Annotated in this window: 11 protein-coding genes and 1 pseudogene; 7 read left to right on the plus strand and 5 right to left on the minus strand. The window is 62.5% G+C overall.

Annotated elements, in window-relative coordinates; translation table 11 throughout:
• Window positions 1-47: 47 nt before the first annotated feature.
• Complete coding sequence (locus tag AC07RO_RS16730; protein ID WP_282371657.1) at window positions 48-1139, plus strand: NADH:flavin oxidoreductase/NADH oxidase; 1092 nt, start codon at window positions 48-50, stop codon at window positions 1137-1139.
• A gap of 128 nt (window positions 1140-1267) precedes the next feature.
• Entirely contained in the window at window positions 1268-2143 is an 876-nt protein-coding gene (locus AC07RO_RS16735) for a LysR family transcriptional regulator (RefSeq protein WP_495086603.1), read from the plus strand.
• 34 nt (window positions 2144-2177) lie between these two features.
• On the opposite strand, the gene AC07RO_RS16740 is transcribed toward AC07RO_RS16735, so the two are convergent.
• Entirely contained in the window at window positions 2178-4073 is a 1896-nt protein-coding gene (locus AC07RO_RS16740) for a HAMP domain-containing methyl-accepting chemotaxis protein (RefSeq protein WP_495086622.1), read from the minus strand.
• Between the two features lie 158 nt (window positions 4074-4231).
• The gene (locus AC07RO_RS16745) at window positions 4232-4657 is read right to left on the minus strand and encodes a VOC family protein (RefSeq protein ID WP_074883781.1); all 426 of its coding nucleotides are present in this window, start codon (window positions 4655-4657) and stop codon (window positions 4232-4234) included.
• 253 nt (window positions 4658-4910) lie between these two features.
• On the opposite strand from AC07RO_RS16745, the gene AC07RO_RS16750 reads away from it, so the two are divergent.
• The 5 genes and pseudogenes from AC07RO_RS16750 to AC07RO_RS16770 all read left to right on the plus strand — a co-directional run bounded on the left by AC07RO_RS16750 (window position 4911) and on the right by AC07RO_RS16770 (window position 14985).
• On the plus strand, window positions 4911-5423 hold the full coding sequence (locus AC07RO_RS16750) for an acyloxyacyl hydrolase (RefSeq protein ID WP_282371647.1): 513 nt from the start codon (window positions 4911-4913) through the stop codon (window positions 5421-5423).
• 339 nt (window positions 5424-5762) lie between these two features.
• Window positions 5763-6794, plus strand: a pseudogene (locus AC07RO_RS16755) (cache domain-containing protein); the annotation flags it as partial.
• A gap of 90 nt (window positions 6795-6884) precedes the next feature.
• Window positions 6885-7649: a methyl-accepting chemotaxis protein gene (locus AC07RO_RS16760; RefSeq protein WP_446731158.1), complete on the plus strand. Its 765-nt coding sequence runs from the start codon at window positions 6885-6887 to the stop codon at window positions 7647-7649.
• Window positions 7650-7787: 138 nt separating this feature from the next.
• Window positions 7788-8999 (plus strand): GGDEF domain-containing protein, encoded by a 1212-nt coding sequence (locus tag AC07RO_RS16765; protein WP_282371643.1) that lies wholly within the window; start codon window positions 7788-7790, stop codon window positions 8997-8999.
• 370 nt (window positions 9000-9369) lie between these two features.
• Window positions 9370-14985: a putative Ig domain-containing protein gene (locus AC07RO_RS16770; protein ID WP_495086604.1), complete on the plus strand. Its 5616-nt coding sequence runs from the start codon at window positions 9370-9372 to the stop codon at window positions 14983-14985.
• A 421-nt stretch (window positions 14986-15406) separates the two neighbouring features.
• Here the strand turns inward: AC07RO_RS16770 and AC07RO_RS16775 are convergent, their stop codons facing one another.
• The 3 genes from AC07RO_RS16775 to AC07RO_RS16785 form a co-directional block, all read right to left on the minus strand.
• The gene (locus AC07RO_RS16775) at window positions 15407-16000 is read right to left on the minus strand and encodes a peroxidase-related enzyme (protein ID WP_495086605.1); all 594 of its coding nucleotides are present in this window, start codon (window positions 15998-16000) and stop codon (window positions 15407-15409) included.
• Window positions 16000-16545, minus strand: coding sequence for a CMD domain protein (locus AC07RO_RS16780; protein WP_495086606.1), 546 nt, complete (start codon window positions 16543-16545; stop codon window positions 16000-16002). The genes AC07RO_RS16775 and AC07RO_RS16780 overlap by 1 nt, the downstream gene beginning before the upstream one ends.
• Window positions 16546-16614: 69 nt before the next feature.
• On the minus strand, window positions 16615-18180 hold the full coding sequence (locus tag AC07RO_RS16785; protein WP_346628970.1) for an ABC transporter substrate-binding protein: 1566 nt from the start codon (window positions 18178-18180) through the stop codon (window positions 16615-16617).
• Window positions 18181-18186: the final 6 nt, after the last annotated feature.

The following is an 18186-nucleotide window of genomic DNA, read 5'->3' on the forward strand; positions in this document are numbered from 1 at the left end:
ATTTCGAATACTATCGAACAAGCGAATTCAATCATCAGGAGTATTTCATGTCTGCATTGTTCGAACCCTTCACGCTGAAGGACGTGACCCTGCGTAACCGCATTGCCATCCCTCCAATGTGCCAGTACACGGCAGACGACGGCGTCATCAACGAGTGGCACCACGTTCACCTCGCGAGCATGGCCCGCGGCGGTGCGGGCCTGGTGGTCGTCGAAGCCACTGCCGTCTCCCCTGAAGGCCGCATCACTCCGGGTTGCGCCGGCATCTGGAGCGACGAGCACGCCAAGGCGTTCATTCCTGCGGTGCAAGCGATCAAGGCAGCCGGCTCGGTCCCGGGCATCCAGATCGCCCACGCCGGTCGCAAGGCCAGCGCCAACCGTCCATGGGAAGGTGACGACCACATGGCCGCCGATGATGCCCGTGGCTGGCAGACCATCGCACCCTCGGCCATCGCCTTCGGCGCCAACCTGCCGAAAGTCCCCCAGGAAATGACCCTGGACGACATCGCCCGGGTCAAGCAGGACTTCGTCGATGCTGCACGCCGTGCCCGTGAAGTCGGCTTTGAATGGATCGAGCTGCACTTCGCCCACGGTTACCTGGGCCAGAGCTTCTTCTCCGAACACTCCAACCAGCGCACCGATGCCTACGGTGGCAGCTTCGACAACCGCAGCCGCTTCCTGCTGGAAACCCTGGCCGCCGTGCGTGAAGTCTGGCCGGAAAACCTGCCCCTGACCGCGCGCTTCGGTGTGATCGAGTACGACGGCCGTGACGAGCAGACCCTCAGCGAATCCATCGAACTGGCGCGCCGCTTCAAGGCCGGCGGTCTTGATCTGCTCAGCGTCAGCGTCGGTTTCACCATCCCGGAAACCAACATCCCGTGGGGCCCGGCATTCATGGGCCCGATCGCCGAACGCGTACGCCGTGAAGCCGATATCCCGGTGACCTCGGCGTGGGGTTTTGGCGATCCGAAACTGGCTCAGGCCGCCGTGCAGAACGGTCAGCTGGACCTGGTGTCGATCGGCCGGGCGCACCTGGCGGATCCGCATTGGGCTTATTTCGCCGCCAAAGAACTGGGCGTCGACAAAGCCTCGTGGACCCTGCCTGCGCCCTACGCGCACTGGCTGGAACGCTATCGTTAAGCGTCCCGCGTAAAAAAATGCCGCCTTTGAGGCGGCATTTTTATTTGTCGACGGCACTGGTTACTATCCGCTGCCGGCCGCCTGTGGGTGCGCCCTGCCCGATTTGAATTTCCTGCCAGGACCTGCCGATGATCAGAGAGTTGAAAACCTTCGTCTGCGTCGCGCGTCGAGGCACCTTTGCGGCGGCCGGGCGCGAGGTCGGGCTGACCCAATCGGCGGTGAGCGCGCAGATCAAGAACCTCGAAGACGCTCTGGGCGTCACCCTCTTTGATCGCACCGGCCGCGCCGCCACCCTCAACGCCGCCGGACAACGCGCCGTGGCACTGGCCGAAGAAATGCTGCAGCTGTTCGGGCGCATGGGCAGCCCCGACAGCGCCAACGACTTTCGCGGCGCGCTGCGCATCGGCGCCATCAGCACGGCGCAGACCGGCATCCTGCCTCAGGCCTTGGTGGCGCTGCGCAGCAAGGCGCCGTTCATCGAGGCCAGTCTGGTGCCGGGGGTTTCATTGAACCTGCTCAGTCAGGTGGACGCCGGCGAGCTCGATCTGGCGATCATGATCAAACCGCCATTCGCCCTGCCCAAAGAGCTGCACGCCGAGGTCCTCGCCAGAGAACCCTTCGTGCTGATCACGCCATCCGGCATGCAGGGCGACGACCCTCGGCAGATCCTCAGCGACCACCCTTTCATTCGCTACGATCAGCGCTCGTTCGGCGGCCGCCGGGTCACGCAGTTCCTGCGCGAGCGCAAACTTGAGGTGCGGCAAACCCTGGAGCTCGATGAGCTGGACGCCATCGTCAAGATGGTCCGCGCCGGGTTGGGCGTGGCGCTGGTGCCCATGGCCGGGTTGTGGCTGGAGCATGCGGAGGACGTGCGGATCATCGACCTTGGTGAGCTGACCTTTTTCCGCGAGATCGTGCTGGTGAGCAAATACCTGCAGCGGCACACACCGCTGCTGGAATTGTTCAGAAGCTGCGTTGTGGACGCGCTCCCCCGCGCAGACTGACGCCATTGCCCGTCGTGCAAGTGCGCCTCGGCGGTCACACCTTGAATTTTCCGACCAGCGTCTGCAAGTGCACGCCCAACCGGGCGAGTTCAACACTGGACGCTGCGGTTTGTTCGCTGGCGGCCGATGTCTGCTCGGAGACTTCGCGAACGCTGATCACGCTGCGGTTGATCTCTTCAGCGACGGCGCTTTGCTCTTCAGCGGCAGCGGCAATCTGGTGGTTCATCGACTCGATGGACACCACCGAGCGGGTGATGCCCCCCAGTGAAACCCCGGCACGGCGACTCAGTTCGACACTGCTGTCAGTCAGCACGCGGCTGTTTTCAAGGATCCCCGCCACCTGCTGCGTGCCGCTCTGCAGACCGGTGATCAGTTGCTCGATTTCTTCAGTGGAAGACTGGGTACGCTGGGCCAGGCTGCGCACCTCGTCAGCGACCACCGCAAAGCCCCTTCCCGCCTCGCCCGCCCGCGCAGCCTCGATGGCGGCGTTCAACGCCAGCAGATTGGTCTGCTGAGCGACTGACTTGATGACATCGAGGACGCTGCCAATTTTGCCGCTTTCGGTTTTCAGGTCCGCCATGGCGACCGTCGAGTGGCCGACTTCGGCAGCCAGGCGCTCAATTTGATTGATGGCCTGACGCACCACCTCGTCACCGTCGCGGGCCTCACGGGTGGCGGTGGCCGCGGCCTCGGAAGCGCTTTCCGCGTTGCGTGCAACTTCCTGCACCGTGGCCGCCATCTCGTTCATGGCCGTCGCCACCTGATCGGTCTCGATCTTCTGGCTGTTGACGCCCGCACTGGTTTGCTCGGTGATCGCTGACAATTCCTCGGCGGCACTGGCGATCTGCGTCACGCCATTGCGCAGCCCGGCAATCAGTTCGCGCAGGTTGACCGTCATCCGCGCCATGCTGCGTTGCAACATGCCCAGTTCGTCTTTGCGCGACACCACACGGGCATTTGTCAGGTCACCACCGGCCACCTGCTCGGCAGTGCGAAGCGCGTCCATCAAGGGCAGGACAATCAAGCGAGTGATCAGCCAGGCCGCAAGAATGCCGAGGATCAATGCGCCCAGTGTCGCGCCGCCCAACACGTTACGGGCGGCGTCCACATCTTCGCTGCGCAATACGGCCTGATTTTTTGCCAGTGCGTTACTGGCGGCAAACAGGCTGGCAATGTCTTCGTTCAACCCCAACTGAGCGTTGGCGGCTCCCGCTTGAGCCTCGCTGAACTGGCTGACCGTCAGCAAATAAGCGTCGAGGGCCGAGCCGAGGTGCTGCACGGCCTCGTTTTGTGCCGCCGGCAGCGCCTGGCCAAGGACCGTGGTGTAGGCGCGAGCGTCACTGATGGCTTTTTTGGCCGGTGCTTCAAGCTCGGGTTTGAGGCTGTAGGTGTAGCCGCGCAATTGGAAGCGCGCCTGCTCGACCAAGGCCTGCGCCTTCACCACCGCAGCGGTCTGCGCAGCGTCGGCGTTCGCGGAAATTGCGGCCTCAATCTTCTGCAATTGCTCCACCGCGGCGTCCGCATTGCTGCCGAAAATGCCACGAGAGGCCTCGCGATTCTGCACAGATTGAACGTAGTCGCTGAAGTGCGCGCGGTAGCGCTTGACCGCCTCCGTCGCCGACTGAATATGCGGGATATTCAACGCCGAATCGAAATTGGCGCGGCAGTACGCCAGGTGACTGTCAAGGTTGTCCAGCGCCTTGACCACCACAGCGGCGTGATCTGCATCGTAATTGAGCGTGTAGGACAAGCGCGCGATGCGCATGTCACGCGTCAGGTCATTGAGCTTTGAGATGTCGAGAATCCGGTCTCCCCTTTCACTCAGTCCGCCGATCCCGGACCACCCTGCCAACGCTATCAGTAGGGTCAACACCAGCACTGCGCCAAAGCCCAGAGACAGCTTGGATCTGACGCTGATGTTTTCCAGCATCCTGTTCATCGCAGTGAGCATAAGTTTTCCAGTCCGATCCGATCATTAAGAGATGCTGAATCGGTTTATCGGCCGCTGGACAGGTAAGTTGAAGTGGCTGCAGTGCGGCTGAAACGAAAACGGGCGCCTTTGACAAGCACCCGAGGGGCACGCCCGGATTATTTGGCGAACAACTGACTCATGTCCTTGAACGCCTTGAATTCCAGCGCGTTGCCGCACGGATCGAACAGGAACATGGTGGCCTGCTCGCCCACCTGGCCCTGGAAGCGGATGTAGGGTTCGATCACAAACTTCGTTTCCCGGGCGCGCAGACGCTCCGCCAGCGCCTCCCATTCTTCCCAGTGCAAGATGATGCCGAAGTGCGGGACCGGTACGTCGTGGCCATCCACCGCGTTGGAATGCACGGACTCCTGGGAAGTGGTCTTCGGGTGCTCATGGATGACCAGTTGATGACCGTAAAAATCGAAATCGACCCATTGCTCGCTGGAGCGGCCTTCGGAGAGACCAAATACGTCGCCGTAGAAGTGGCGCGCGGCGGCGAGATCGTAAACGGGAATGGCGAGATGGAAGGGCGAGAGGCTCATGGGCGATCCTTGGGGCGGGAATGACAGGGCGGATTGTTGACCTTAATCGCACGCCGTAAAAGCGAATTATCCTTCTGCCGAGCCTCAACAATTTTGATCAATCGGGCGCTTGATACCGCTTGAATCATTCCAAAAACGAAGTTCTGGGAAATTTCATACAGGGCCAATGGAACTTTTGTAGTGGCGTTCTGCCCTACATCCGTTCGGGTGATTCCTCTCCCCGGTTTTATTGACCTTTCTGGCTATCTCCACCATGAAAAAGCTACTGCTCGCTGCCCTTTGCCTGTCTTCTTTTGCCATGACCGCCAACGCCACGCAGATCTCCGGTGCATTGGGTGCCACCAGCCAAGGTGGCGTCACCGGCCGCGTTGCCCTGGGTTTCGACTGGGACAAGTCCTGGCTGGAAAGCTCCACCGGCAAGCTGACCGGCTATTGGGACCTGGGCTACACCTACTGGGAAGCAGGCAAACAGGCAGGCGCTCGCCACTCGGCGTCCTTTGCACCAGTGTTCGTTTATGAGTTCGGCAGCGGTCCGGTGAAGCCCTATATCGAAGCCGGTGTGGGCGTTTCGTTGTTTACCGGTTCATCTGCGGGTGACCAGAAGTTCGGTTCCGCTTTCAACTTCGAAGACCGTCTCGGCGCCGGCCTGAAATTCGGCGACACCCAGCGCGTCGGCCTGCGCGTTACCCACTATTCAAACGCAGGGATCAAGGAGCCTAACGACGGGATCGAATCCTATGCGCTGGTCTACAGTCATGCGCTCTAAGGGATGAGGGCCTAGCTGCGAGCTCGAGGCTTCAAGCTTCAAGGTTCAAGCGCCGTGCTTCGTGCTTGGGCCGCATAAGTCGAATGCCAGAGGGCTGCTTTTTGCAGCCCTTTTTTTGGGCGTCTGCCCTGCTCCACTTACTCACGTCCTCGCCCTCAGCCCTCCTCGCTTAGCACGGTTACATGACTCGCGGGCCGTACACCCAGGACCGATTGTCAGATTCCAGTCAAATAGAGGCCTGTTTTGCGCAGCAAGCCATTCATCTATCCCGCTGGCCGCCGATAGCCCGACTGACACACTGCAATCCTTTCCCTGCAATCGCTTGAAGGCCCTCAAGGCATGACCAAATCCCTGAAATTCAGCCATAAAATCCTGCTGGCGGCGTCGCTGGTGGTGATCGCCGCGTTTACCTTATTCACCCTCTACAACGATTATCTGCAACGCAACGCCATCCGGGATCAGTTAAGGGAAAGTCTGAACCAGATGGGCGAAAGTACGGCCGGCAATATCCAGAACTGGATGTCGGGACGCATCCTGCTGGTGGAAAACGTCGCCGAGGGCGCCGCCGTGTCGTCGCCCGAGGTGTTCAACCGGCTGCTCGGTCAGCCAACGCTGATCTCGACGTTCATGAGCATCTACCTGGGCAGAGCCGATGGTTCATTCGTGACGCAACCGCCTGATGACATGCCCGGCGATTACGACCCGCGCACCCGCCCGTGGTACACCGATGCACTGAAGGCCGGCAAGACCACCTTGACCGAGCCCTATCTGGACGCCGTGACCAAAGGCCTGATCGTGACCATCGCCACGCCGGTGAAAGGCCCTTCCGGCGTCGCCGGCGTTGCGGGCGGCGACCTGAGTCTGGAAGTGCTGGTGAAGATGATCAGCGCGCTGCGCCTGCAGAACGACGGCCATGCCTTTCTGGTCGACGCCAACGGCCGCATTCTCGTGCATCCGGACACCTCGCTGGTGATGAAAACCCTGGCCGAGGTCTACCCGAACGCTACGCCGCGCCTGTCCGAAGACGTCAGCGAAAGCGAGCACGCCGGCAAGACCGAAGTCGTCACCTTTGCTCACGTTGACGGTCTGCCGTCGGTCAACTGGTACGTCGGCATCGCGGTGGACAAGGCCCAGGCCTACGCCGCACTGGGCGATTTCCGTAACTCGGCGATCGTCGCCACGATCATCGCCGTGGTCCTGATCATTGCGCTGTTGGGCGTGTTGCTCAGCGTGCTGATGCGTCCGCTGAACACCATGGGCCGCGCCATGCACGACATCGCGGCAGGTGAAGGCGATCTCACCAAGCGCCTGGAGATCCTCAGCCAGGACGAATTCGGCTACCTGGGCAACGGCTTCAACCTGTTCGTGGAGCGGATCCATGACTCCATGCGCGAAGTGGCCTCCTCCACCGTGCAGCTCAACGAAGTCGCGCTGCGCGTGGTCAGCGCGTCGAACTCCTCGATGCTGAACTCCGATCAGCAGGCCAACCGTACCAGCAGTGTCGCGGCGGCCATCAACGAGCTGGGCGCTGCGGCGCAGGAGATCGCGCAGAACGCCGCCATGGCGTCCGGGCATTCCAGCGACGCGCGCAATATGGCGTCCAGTGGTCAGGCCGTGGTCGGTCAGAACATTCAGGCGATGAACCGCTTGTCGACGCGTATCAGCGGCGCCAGCGAGCAGATCGAGCAGCTCAACACCAAGACCGCCAACATCGGGCAGATTCTGGAAGTCATCACCGGGATCTCCCAGCAGACCAACCTGCTGGCCCTCAACGCTGCCATCGAAGCAGCACGCGCCGGGGAAGCCGGGCGCGGGTTTGCCGTGGTCGCTGACGAGGTCCGCAGCCTGGCCCATCGCACTCAGGAATCGGCAAGCCAGGTGCAGAAAATGATCGAGGAGCTGCAACACGGCGCCCGTGAAGCGGTGGCGATCATGAATGACAGCCAGCGCGAGAGCCATGAAAGCGTCAGCATCGCCAATCAGGCCGGCACGAGCCTGGAAAGCGTGACCGTGCGCATCGGCGAGATCGACGCGATGAACCAGTCGGTCGCCACCGCCACCGAGGAGCAGACTTCGGTGGTCGAAGCGATCAACGTCGACATCACCGAAATCAACACACTGAACCAGGAAGGCGTGGAAAACCTGCAGGCCACGTTGCGCGCCTGTTCCGACCTTGAACGTCAGTCGGCGCGTTTGACGCAGCTGGTGGGCAGTTTCCGTATCTGAGGCAAGACGGAGCGCTGTTCATCGCAAACCTGACGCTTGATCGGTCAGTCCTTGCGAAAACAGCGCTCCGACGAAATGATGGCACTAAGACATCACCGATGATGTCATAGTCCGGTCAACCCACCCCTTTGGTGCAACATGCTTTCCTTTGTCCTCGATCGACCTGGCCCCCATGACGCGCAACTTCTCGCCGAGGTCGATCGCACCATCGCATCGCGTTTTCGCAGCCTGCGTTTCAGCACTGAGCTGGAACAGCGCTACGAGGCCGAAACGCTTGAGCAACGCCGCCAGTTTCTGTCCGCCGTGGGCATCGGCGGCATCCTCATCTACAACCTGTTCATGGTCAGCGACTGGCTCAGCCTGAACGACATGTTTACCTACGTGGCGCTGGGCCGTGTCTGCCTGATGACGCCGATCTTTATGATTCTGCTGATCATCGCGCGGCGCGCCAGCACCCGACGCATTGTGGAAGCGACGGCAGCCATCGGCACCGTGACGTGTTCGGTGATGCCGCTGATAGCGATGATCTACAGCGAAAGTCCGTTCCGCTTGCACTATCAGCTGGGGATGCTGCTGATCATGGTGTATTGCACGGTGATCCAGCAGGTGCCGGTGCGCTGCGCGGCGGTGGCCATGGCCTGCATGCTGGTCATTCAGCTGGTGACCACTTACCTCGCTGAGTTCGCCGACTTTCAGATCTGGCAAGCCAATGCGCTGTTGTTCTTCTCCACCGCGGCGTTGCTGATGATGGCGTCGTGGTTTCTGGAACACGGAAGCCGCCTGAGTTATCTGTTTGCGTTGCGCGGGCAGTTGCTGCGAGCGCAACTGGTGGAACTGGCGCGCATCGATTCGCTGACGCAATTGTTCAACCGGCGTTTTCAGGGCGAGGTGCTGGCCTCCCTGTGGAGTCGCGCAACGCAGACCCCCACGAACGTCGCGGTCATCCTGCTGGACATCGACCACTTCAAATCCTACAACGACAACTACGGGCATCTGCAGGGCGACACCTGCCTGCGGTTGCTGAGTGGCGTGATCCAGCGCACGGCGCAGAAAGCCGACGCCCTGACCTTTCGCTTCGGCGGCGAGGAAATCATGGTGCTCATGACCCACGCCCACCCGGCCCAGGCCAGGGCCCTGGCAGAAAACCTGCGTGCTGCGGTCGCCGCGCTGAACGTGCCCCACCCGGTGCTGGGCGACGGCGCCAGGGTCACCATCAGCCTGGGCGTCGCCATCGCCAGCGCACCTCAGACCAGCGCCGAAGCGCTCATCGCCATGGCCGACAAGGCGCTCTACGCCGCCAAGGGCGAAGGCCGCGACTGCCTGCGCTGCGCCCCCGCTGAAGTGGCCTAGTAGGCCCGCCAACCCATAATAGGACCGGCTAACGCGAACTTTGTGGGACCGGCTTTAGCCGGGAAGGCGTTGGTCGTCACACTGCAGAATCGAGGGTGCCCACCCTAGCCTCTTCCCGGCTGAAGCCGGTCCTGCCAAGCGATCTTCATCGCTCGCAGACTCCTCATCTCTCCAACAGTGCCAGAAAAGCACATCCCTCCAAACGTCAATTACGTGACACCAACAACCACCAAAATGTGCCGATCGTCACAAAACGACGGTTTTCCGACATACGGCGACAACTTTTCCGTTCAGGTGGGTCATACCTGCTGCAGTGCCGATTGGAAATTGGCACGCAGCGTGACCTCAGCCTGTGACCGGAGATAAGTACATGATTTTTAACGTCCAAAATTTTGGCGCCAAGGGAGATGGCGTCTCTGACGACACCGCGGCCATCCAACAAGCGATTGATGCAGCTGCGGCGGCGGGTGGAGGACAAGTCTATGTACCCCCCGGGACCTACATCGTCTCAGGCGGCGAGGAACCGTCCGACGGCTGCCTCATGCTCAAGAGCAACGTCTACATGTACGGCGACGGCATGGGCGTCTCCAACATCAAGGTCGCGGACGGTTCGGACACGAAAATCACCGGCGTCATCCGCTCCGCCTACGGCGAAGAGACCCACGACTTCGGGCTGAGCAACCTGACCATCGACGGCAACCGGGACAACACCACCGGCAAGATCGACGGCTGGTTCAACGGCTACATCCCGGGCAAGGAAGGTTACGACTCCAACGTCACCCTCGATGGCGTGGAAATCAAGGACTGCTCCGGTTACGGCTTTGACCCCCACGAACAGACCGTGAACATGGTCATCAAGAACAGCGTGTCCCACGGCAACGGCCTGGACGGCTTTGTCGCTGACTTCCTCAGCGACAGCACCTTCGAAAACAACATCGCCTACGACAACGATCGCCACGGTTTCAACGTGGTCACCAGCAGCCACGATTTCACCCTCAGCAACAACGTCGCCTACGGCAACGGCGGTGGCGGCATCGTCGTGCAGCGCGGCAGCGAGAACATCCCTTCGCCGAACAACATCACCATCACCGGCGGTGAGGTCTATGGCAACGGCGCCGAAGGCGTGCTGATCAAGCTGTCCAGCGAGGTCACCATGACCGGCGTCGACATCCACGACAACGCCAGCGCCGGCGTTCGCATCTACGGCAGCAACAACGTCGACGTCATCAACAACACCCTGAGCAACAACTCACTGGGCGGCGGCGTACCGGAAATCATCATTCAGTCCTACGACGACACCAAGGGCGTTTCCGGCAAGTATTACAACGGCAGTGACAACACCGTTCAGGGCAACACCATCAACGGCAGCGCCCTGTCGACCTATGGCGTGGCCGAGCGCAACGAAGACGGCACCGACCGCAACGCCATCATCGGCAACACCATCACCCATACCACCAAGGGCGACACCCTGGTGTATGGCGATGGCAGCTACGTCAGCGCGACCGTGCCAGTGGTAGCGGTTCAGGGCACCGACGGCAACGACACCCTGCTGGGCAGCGACGCCAACGAGATCTTCTACGCCGGCGCGGGCAATGACACCGTCAACGGCGGTGGCGGCAGCGACATCCTCATCGGCGGCGCCGGGGTCGACAAGCTCACCGGCGGCGCGGGCGCGGACATCTTCCGCTTCACCAGCGAGTCCGACAGCTACCGCACCGCGACCACCAGCTTCGACGACACCATCACCGACTTCGACCCGACCCAGGACAAGATCGACCTCGCCGGTCTGGGCTTCACCGGGCTGGGCAACGGCCGTGGCGGCACCCTGCAGATCAGCTACAGCGCCAGCAACGACCGCACTTACATCAAGGATTACGATGCCGACGCCAACGGCAATCGCTTCGAGCTGATCCTCGCCGGGAATCTGGTCAGCGCACTGACCGCCGACAACTTCATCTTCAACCGCACCCTCACCGGCACCACCGGCAACGACTCGCTGCAGGGCACTGACGGGGCCGACACGCTGCTGGGCCTGGCCGGCAACGACAGCCTGGCGGGCGGCGCCGGGGACGATCGTCTCGACGGCGGCGCGGGGCAGGACACCCTGAGTGGCGGCGCTGGCGCTGACACCTTCGTGTTTTCCAGCCGCACCGACAGCTACCGCAACTACAACGCCGGCGGCGCCAACCTGGGCGACGTGATCACCGATTTCGACGTCACCGCCGACAAGATCGACCTCTCCAAGCTGGGCTTCACGGGCCTTGCCGACGGCATGAACAACACCGTGTACGCGGTGCTCAACGACGCCGGCGACAAGACTTACATCAAATCGCTGACCGCCGATGCCGAGGGCAACCGCTTTGAAGTGGCGCTCGTGGGCAACTACCTCGACAAACTGACCAGCGCCAACTTCGTGTTCGCCACCGCCCCGACGGTCAATCAGGCGCCCGTCGTCGCCAACCCGCTGCTGGATCAGAACGCCACCGAAAACACGCCGTTCAGCTACGTCGTGCCCGGCACCAGCTTCACCGATCCGGACAACGATACCCTCAGCTACAGCGCGACCCTGGCCGACGGCACCGCCCTGCCGACCTGGCTGATCTTCGACGCCGCGACCCGCACCTTCAGCGGAACCCCGGGCAACACGGCGTCGGGCACCTACGCAATCAAGATCACCGCGAGCGACGCTAGCAACGCCACCGTCAGCGACAGCTTCACCCTCGCCGTGCAGGACGTGCCGGTAACGCCGGGCGTGATCAACGGCACGCCGGGCAACGACACGCTGACCGGCACCACCGGCAACGATCAACTGTTCGGCGGCGCGGGCAATGACACCCTGAACGGCGGCGACGGCAACGACGTTCTCATCGGTGGCGCCGGTGCCGACAAACTCACCGGCGGTGCGGGGGCGGACGTGTTCCGCTTCACCTCCACCCAGGACAGCTACCGCACGGCGACCACCAGCGCCAGTGACCAGATCCTTGATTTCGATGTCACCGCCGACAAAATCGACGTCTCGGGCCTGGGCTACGGCGGCCTGGGCAACGGCCTCAACGGCACGCTGCAGGTGACCTACAACGCCAGCACCAACCGCACCTACGTCAAGGACAACGTCGCGGATGCCAACGGCAACCGTTTCGAACTGTCCCTGGCGGGTAATCTGGCCGGCAGCCTGAACGCCAGCCACTTCGTCTTCGCCAGCCAGAATGCGCCCGTCAACGTGGCGCCGGTGGTGGTGATTCCGCTGCTGGACCAGAACGCGACGGAAAACTCGCCGTTCACCTACGCGGTCACCAGCAACAGCTTCTCCGACGCCAACAACGACGCGCTGACCTACACCGCGACCCTGGCCGATGGCAGTGCCCTGCCCGACTGGCTCAGCTTTGACAGCACCCGCCTGACCTTCAGCGGCACGCCGACCAGCACCGCCTCCGGCAACTACACGCTGCTGATCAAGGCCACCGACCCGTCGGGCGCGTCAGTCAGTGACAGCTTCGCCCTGGCCGTGGCCGATGCGCCGGCCAGCACCATCACCGGCACCGACAACGGCGAAGCGATCGCCGGCACTGCCGGCGCCGACCTGATCCTCGGCCTGGGCGGCAACGACACCATTCGCGCCGGCGCAGGGCCGGACATCATCGACGGCGGCGCGGGTCGCGACTCGCTGTACGGCGGCGACGGCGCGGATACCTTCCGCTACACCAGCGTCCAGGACAGCTACCGCGACTACAACACCGGCGGTGTCACCGCGACTGACACGATCTACGATTTCACCCACGGCGTGGACAAGATCGACGTCTCCGCCCTGGGCTTCCTCGGCCTGGGCGATGGCAGCAACGGCACGCTGTACCTGAGCCTCAACGCCGCTGGCGACAAAACCTACATCAAATCCAGCGTCCCCGACGCTGACGGTCACCGCTTCGAGATCGCCTTGAGCGGCAACTACATGAACACCCTCACCGCCGACGACTTCGTGTTCGGCTCTCGGGCCGACCAGGACATTCTGTTCCTGCCGACCCTCGGCCAGTCCAACGCACGTCTGCTGCGCATGACCGAAGACGACAGCCAGTCCGGCACCACCATGCTGGTGGACGGTTTGAGCAAATACACCACCTACGACGTGCGCAGCCAGTTCAACGACGCTGACGGCAATGGCATCGACATCGCGGTGGGCGGCAGCACGGTCAACGGCCTGTCGACCCTCGGCGCCGAAGAGTTGAAGCTGTGCTGGTGGCTGACCGACACCGACCAACCGGGCCCGGCCCTGTTGCGCGCCGTGGCCTTGCTGAACGACCAGCTCACCGAGCTGAAGTCGATCGACAACGTGACCATGGGCATCATCTGGGGTCAGGGCGAAGAAGCGGCGCAGGAAATCGCCCGCGCTTCGGACAAGGATGCTGCGGCGGCGGCGTACAAGGCGGCGACCTTGTCGGTGTTCGATTACCTGCACGCGCAGTTCGGCAACTTCAACGTGTACATGATGGAAACCGGTCACTACGACCAGGACGCGGCCCGCGCCCGCGGCTTCTCGGAAGAGAAGATCGCCGGCATCGTCGAAGGTGTCGGCTACGTCCGCGCCACCCAGGAAGCGATCGCCGCCCAGCGTGACGACGTGAAGATTGCGGTGGATTACACCGACCTGCCCCTGCGCCACGAAGTCGACCCGCTGGTCTACCCCGACGACGTCTGGCACTTGCATGAAGAGTCCGCCGAGATCGTCGGTCAGCGTCTGGCCGACTACATCGCCGACGACCTGGGCTTCCACGGTGACCCGAGCGACAACAACAGCGTACAGGCCATCTTCGACGGTGCGCAGAACGAAGGCGGCATGATCTTCGGCACCGACCAGGACGACACGCTGGTGGGTTCGTCCGGCAACGACACGCTGGACGGCGACCTCGGCGCCGACAGCATGACGGGCGGCGACGGCAATGACATTTACATTGTCGACAACGCCTTCGACAGCGTCACCGAAAGCAGCGACTCGCCGTCGCAGATCGACACCGTGCAGGCGTCGGTCAGCTGGACCCTCGGCGCGAATCTGGAAAACCTGGTGCTCACCGGTGTCTCGGCCATCGACGGCAACGGCAACGAGCTGCGCAACTTCATCACCGGCAACGCGGCCGCCAACGTGATTGATGGCGCCGGCGGTGCCGACAGCATGAGCGGCGGCAATGGCAACGACACGTACTACGTCGACAACAGCGGCGACAGCGTGATCGAAACCAACGCCGATCGCGTCTCCGGCGGCATCGACAGCGTGCACAGCACCCTGGCGACGTTCACCCTCGGCGCCAACGTGGAAAACCTGTACATCGACAGCCTCGATGCGGCCAACGGCATCGGCAACGCGCTGGACAACGTGCTGTTCGCCGGCAGCGGCAACAACGTGCTGGACGGGCGGGACGGTAACGACACCGTGTCTTACGTTGGCGCGCAGGCAGGCATCACCGCCACGCTGTCGACCTCGGCCCAGCAGAACACTGGCGGCTCCGGCCTGGACACGCTGAAGAGCGTCGAGAACCTGATCGGCAGCGCCTTCGCCGACAGCCTGACCGGCAACAGCGGCGCCAACGTGCTCAACGGCGGCGCCGGCGATGACACGCTGATCGGCGGCTCGGGCAACGATCGTTTGATCGGCGGCGCGGGTACCGATTCGCTCACCGGCGGCACCGGGGCCGACACTTACGTGTTCGACTCTGTCGCCGACATGGGTGTCGGTGCGCTGCGCGACGTGATCAACGGCTTCAAGAGCGCCGAGGGCGACCTGCTCGACTTCAGCGCCCTGGACGCCAATCCTCAAACGCCGGGCATCGACGCGTTTACCTTCATTGGCAGCAACGCCTTTGACAGCAACGACGCCACCGGGCAGATACGTTTTGCCGACGGGATCCTCTACGGCAGCATCAACGCCGACGCCACCCCGGACTTCGAAATCCAGCTGGTCGGCGTCAAGGAGCTGCACGTCACTGACCTCGTTGCCTGATTGATCGCGTAAACACAAAAACGGCCTCCGCAATGGAGGCCGTTTTTTTTTGATGGATAGCGCATCTGCCGGCCCCTTCCCGGCTAAAGCCGGTCCCACTGAAAGCATCCCGTGCATCCAGTGTCACTGACTGAAACCCGAACGATGGGACCTTATATTTTCTGTGGGACCGGCTTCAGCCGGGAAGGCGTCGGATGCCACACCGCAAAATTCACTGCGCACGCACTGGCCTCTTCCCGGCTAAAGCCAGTCCCACTAAAAGCAGGAGTGAGCTTGCTCACGAAGAGGCCGGGACATTCAGTGAATTTTCAGCGGTTGGAACGGCGCCTTCGTGAGCAAGCTCACTCCCACAGGTGCTGTGTTTGCTGCAAGAAAGCGTCGGGGCAGAACGACAATTCGCGCTAAACGTTATATGAATCCATCAGGCCTGATCCGCCGGAAACACTGGCTCCCCCAGATTCAGCATCAGGCGGTTGGCCCAGGCGAAAATCGAGATGGCGTGTATCAGGTCCAGTACCTGCCCATCGTCCAGGCCCTGCTCACGCAACGCCTTGATATGGGTGGCATCGATCGAGGCCGGGGCCAGTGTCAGGTCTATCGCAAAGCGCACGATGGCTTTTTCCCGTTCGTTGGTGCCCGCCGTGGCAGGGTCGGCGAAGACCTCGCGGATCACGTCGTTGCGCTTGGCCAACTGCTCAAACCGCTGGGCATGCACCGAGGCGCAGTACACGCAGCGGTTGACGCACGAGACCACGGTGCTCGCCAGTTCACGCTCGGCTCGGGACAGCCCGCCTGGGGCGTACATGATGGCGTTGAAGGCCTGGGAACGCTGGCGAAGAATGTCCGGGTGATGGCCCAGGGTCAGGTAATAGTCCGAGGTCTTCGCCTGGGGATGGCTCTCTTCGAGCACCGCGATCTGCTCGGGGGTGGCGCTGTTCAGATCAACCGTCGGCAGCCAGGCCTTCCAGCCCAGTACCTCGTTGGTGAATCCATTGTCGCGAATCGGCTCACTCATCACGCTTCTCCAGCAGAAAGCAGTGCACCCAGCCCTGCGGCCAGACGCACCTGATAGGACATGAACGCAACCAGCTGCGCCAGCACAACGATTTCCTCAGTGCTCAGCCCGACATTGTGCAGCGCCTGCAACGCCGCCTGGTCGCCATGCACTGGCGACTCGATCAATGTGCGGGTGAATTCCAGAATGCCGCGCAATCGAGGGTCGCTCAGCTCATCCAGCGAACCGGAATCAATGCTGGCCACGCTCAACGCGTCCACGCCCTGGGCGTGCAACTGCGCCAGATAGTGCGCGGTCAGTGTCGCGTGCGGCGTCAAATGGGCGGCGTAATAGGTCACCCACAAGCGTTCGGTCAGCGACAGATTGCCCGGCAGTTCAGGGGCAAAAAACAAATCCTGACTGCCCTGGGTGGCGGAGGCGACCTTGTCGCGGGCATGGCGAACGGTGTGAAGCGTCGAGCCCGGCTGAATACCGAGCAGACCATCAAGCACATCGGGCTCAGTGCCCGGCACAGTGTCCAGCGGGTGTGAGGGATTCAATGACATGACGTTTCCTGACAGTAAGTGGGACGTCGTCCCCGCTGCGCACCTGTGTCGCCGCGGGGACATGCAGAATCAAGGTTGCTCGGTGACCATGGTCGCGGCGGTGCGGTCGCTCACCAGCGGCTCGACTTTCAGGCCCTTCCGCGCCGCCCAGATGTTCTGATAATGAAACAGCGGGATGATGCCGACGTCGTCGCTGACCACTTTCACCGAGTCCTCCAGAATCTGCCGGCGCTTGGCTTCGTCGAATTCGGCGGTTGAATCGACCAGGGCCTTGTCCACCAGCGGGTTGCTGTAATGACCCCAGTTCGAAGCGCCCTGCCCCTTGCTGCTGTCGACGGTGGTGAGAATGTTGGTCAGCGCGTAGGCCGCTTCGCCGGTGCCGTTGCCCCAGGCTATGACGCTGACCGCCAGTTCATTCTTGTTGGCCTTGCCGGCATACACCGCCCACGGCAGCACTTCGAGCTGCACCTTGACGCCGATCCGCGACCAGAACTGCGCCACCGCCTGCATCGCTTCCGGCGCCTGCGGATAACGGTCGCCCGGCACGTGCACGGTCAGCTGAAAGCCTTCGGGGAAGCCGGCCTGGGCCAGCAGCTCTTTGGCCTGCTTGACGTCGTAGGGGATGTTTTTCACCTGCGGGTTGTAGCCGAAGGTGTTGGCCGGCATCCATTGATTGGCCTCGGTCACGGTGCCTTGCATGATGCGTTCGTCGATGGCCTGGCGGTTGATCGCCAGGGACAGCGCCTTGCGCACGCGTACGTCACGCAGCGGGTTCTCTGCCAGCGGCTTGCCGGCGTTGTCACGGATGAACTCGTTGGGGCCTTCGCGGAAACTCGGCTGAATGATCAGCGCACGCAGGCCCTGATAGGCAAACACGTTAACGCTCGGGGTCTTGCGCAACCGCTCCACGTCCGTCGGCGAGACCTTGTCGATCACGTCGACGTCACCTGCCAGCAATGCAGCAGTGCGGTTGGCGGCATTGGCGATGAAACGAAAATCGACCTTGTCCCAAGTCGGCTTGCCGCCCCAGTAACTGTCGTTGCGCGCGAAGATCGTCCGGTCACCCGGCACGTAGGAGACGAAGCGATACGGCCCGGTGCCGATCATCGCCTTGCCGGCGTTGTAATCGGCACTGCTGGCGTTCGCCCCGGCGTGGCGGCTGACGATGTAGATCGAGTCGACGTCAGGCAGCAGATTGGCGTTCGGCGTGCGGGTTTTGATGATCAGCGTGTGGGCGTCCTTCGCGCTGACCGACTCGACCGTGCGCATGGCGCCGGCGTACGAGGCGACGCTGCCGGGCACGCTGCGCGCGCGCTCGAAGGAGAACACGAAATCATCGGCGGTCAGCGGCGTGCCGTCCTGCCATTTGACGTCATCGCGCAGGTCGAACTGCCAGGTGGTCGGGTCCACGACTTTCCAGCTTTTGGCCAAGCCCGGCAGGGTCTTGTCATCGTGGCGGTTGACCAGGGATTCGAAGGCGTGCAGCGCGACCGAGCGGTCGCCGGCGTAGTTGTTCAGTTGCGGGTCGAGGGACGAGACCGGGTCGGCGTAACCGATCCGCAGATCCTGGGCCGAGACACCCCCGGCGGCCAGCAGCAGAGCCGTGGCGATCAGTGAGCGAACACGTGGTTGCATGGGAGA

The sequence above is a fragment of the Pseudomonas sp. GW821-FHT07F05 genome (assembly GCF_059418765.1).

Excerpts from the sequence above, each read along its gene's own strand:
- AC07RO_RS16730 (WP_282371657.1), top strand. The coding sequence starts at position 48 with ATGTCTGCATTGTTCGAACCCTTCACGCTGAAGGACGTGACCCTGCGT.
- AC07RO_RS16735 (WP_495086603.1), top strand. The coding sequence starts at position 1,268 with ATGATCAGAGAGTTGAAAACCTTCGTCTGCGTCGCGCGTCGAGGCACC.
- AC07RO_RS16740 (WP_495086622.1), bottom strand. The coding sequence starts at position 4,073 with ATGCTGGAAAACATCAGCGTCAGATCCAAGCTGTCTCTGGGCTTTGGC.
- AC07RO_RS16745 (WP_074883781.1), bottom strand. The coding sequence starts at position 4,657 with ATGAGCCTCTCGCCCTTCCATCTCGCCATTCCCGTTTACGATCTCGCC.
- AC07RO_RS16750 (WP_282371647.1), top strand. The coding sequence starts at position 4,911 with ATGAAAAAGCTACTGCTCGCTGCCCTTTGCCTGTCTTCTTTTGCCATG.
- AC07RO_RS16760 (WP_446731158.1), top strand. The coding sequence starts at position 6,885 with ATGCTGAACTCCGATCAGCAGGCCAACCGTACCAGCAGTGTCGCGGCG.
- AC07RO_RS16765 (WP_282371643.1), top strand. The coding sequence starts at position 7,788 with ATGCTTTCCTTTGTCCTCGATCGACCTGGCCCCCATGACGCGCAACTT.
- AC07RO_RS16770 (WP_495086604.1), top strand. The coding sequence starts at position 9,370 with ATGATTTTTAACGTCCAAAATTTTGGCGCCAAGGGAGATGGCGTCTCT.
- AC07RO_RS16775 (WP_495086605.1), bottom strand. The coding sequence starts at position 16,000 with ATGAGTGAGCCGATTCGCGACAATGGATTCACCAACGAGGTACTGGGC.
- AC07RO_RS16780 (WP_495086606.1), bottom strand. The coding sequence starts at position 16,545 with ATGTCATTGAATCCCTCACACCCGCTGGACACTGTGCCGGGCACTGAG.
- AC07RO_RS16785 (WP_346628970.1), bottom strand. The coding sequence starts at position 18,180 with ATGCAACCACGTGTTCGCTCACTGATCGCCACGGCTCTGCTGCTGGCC.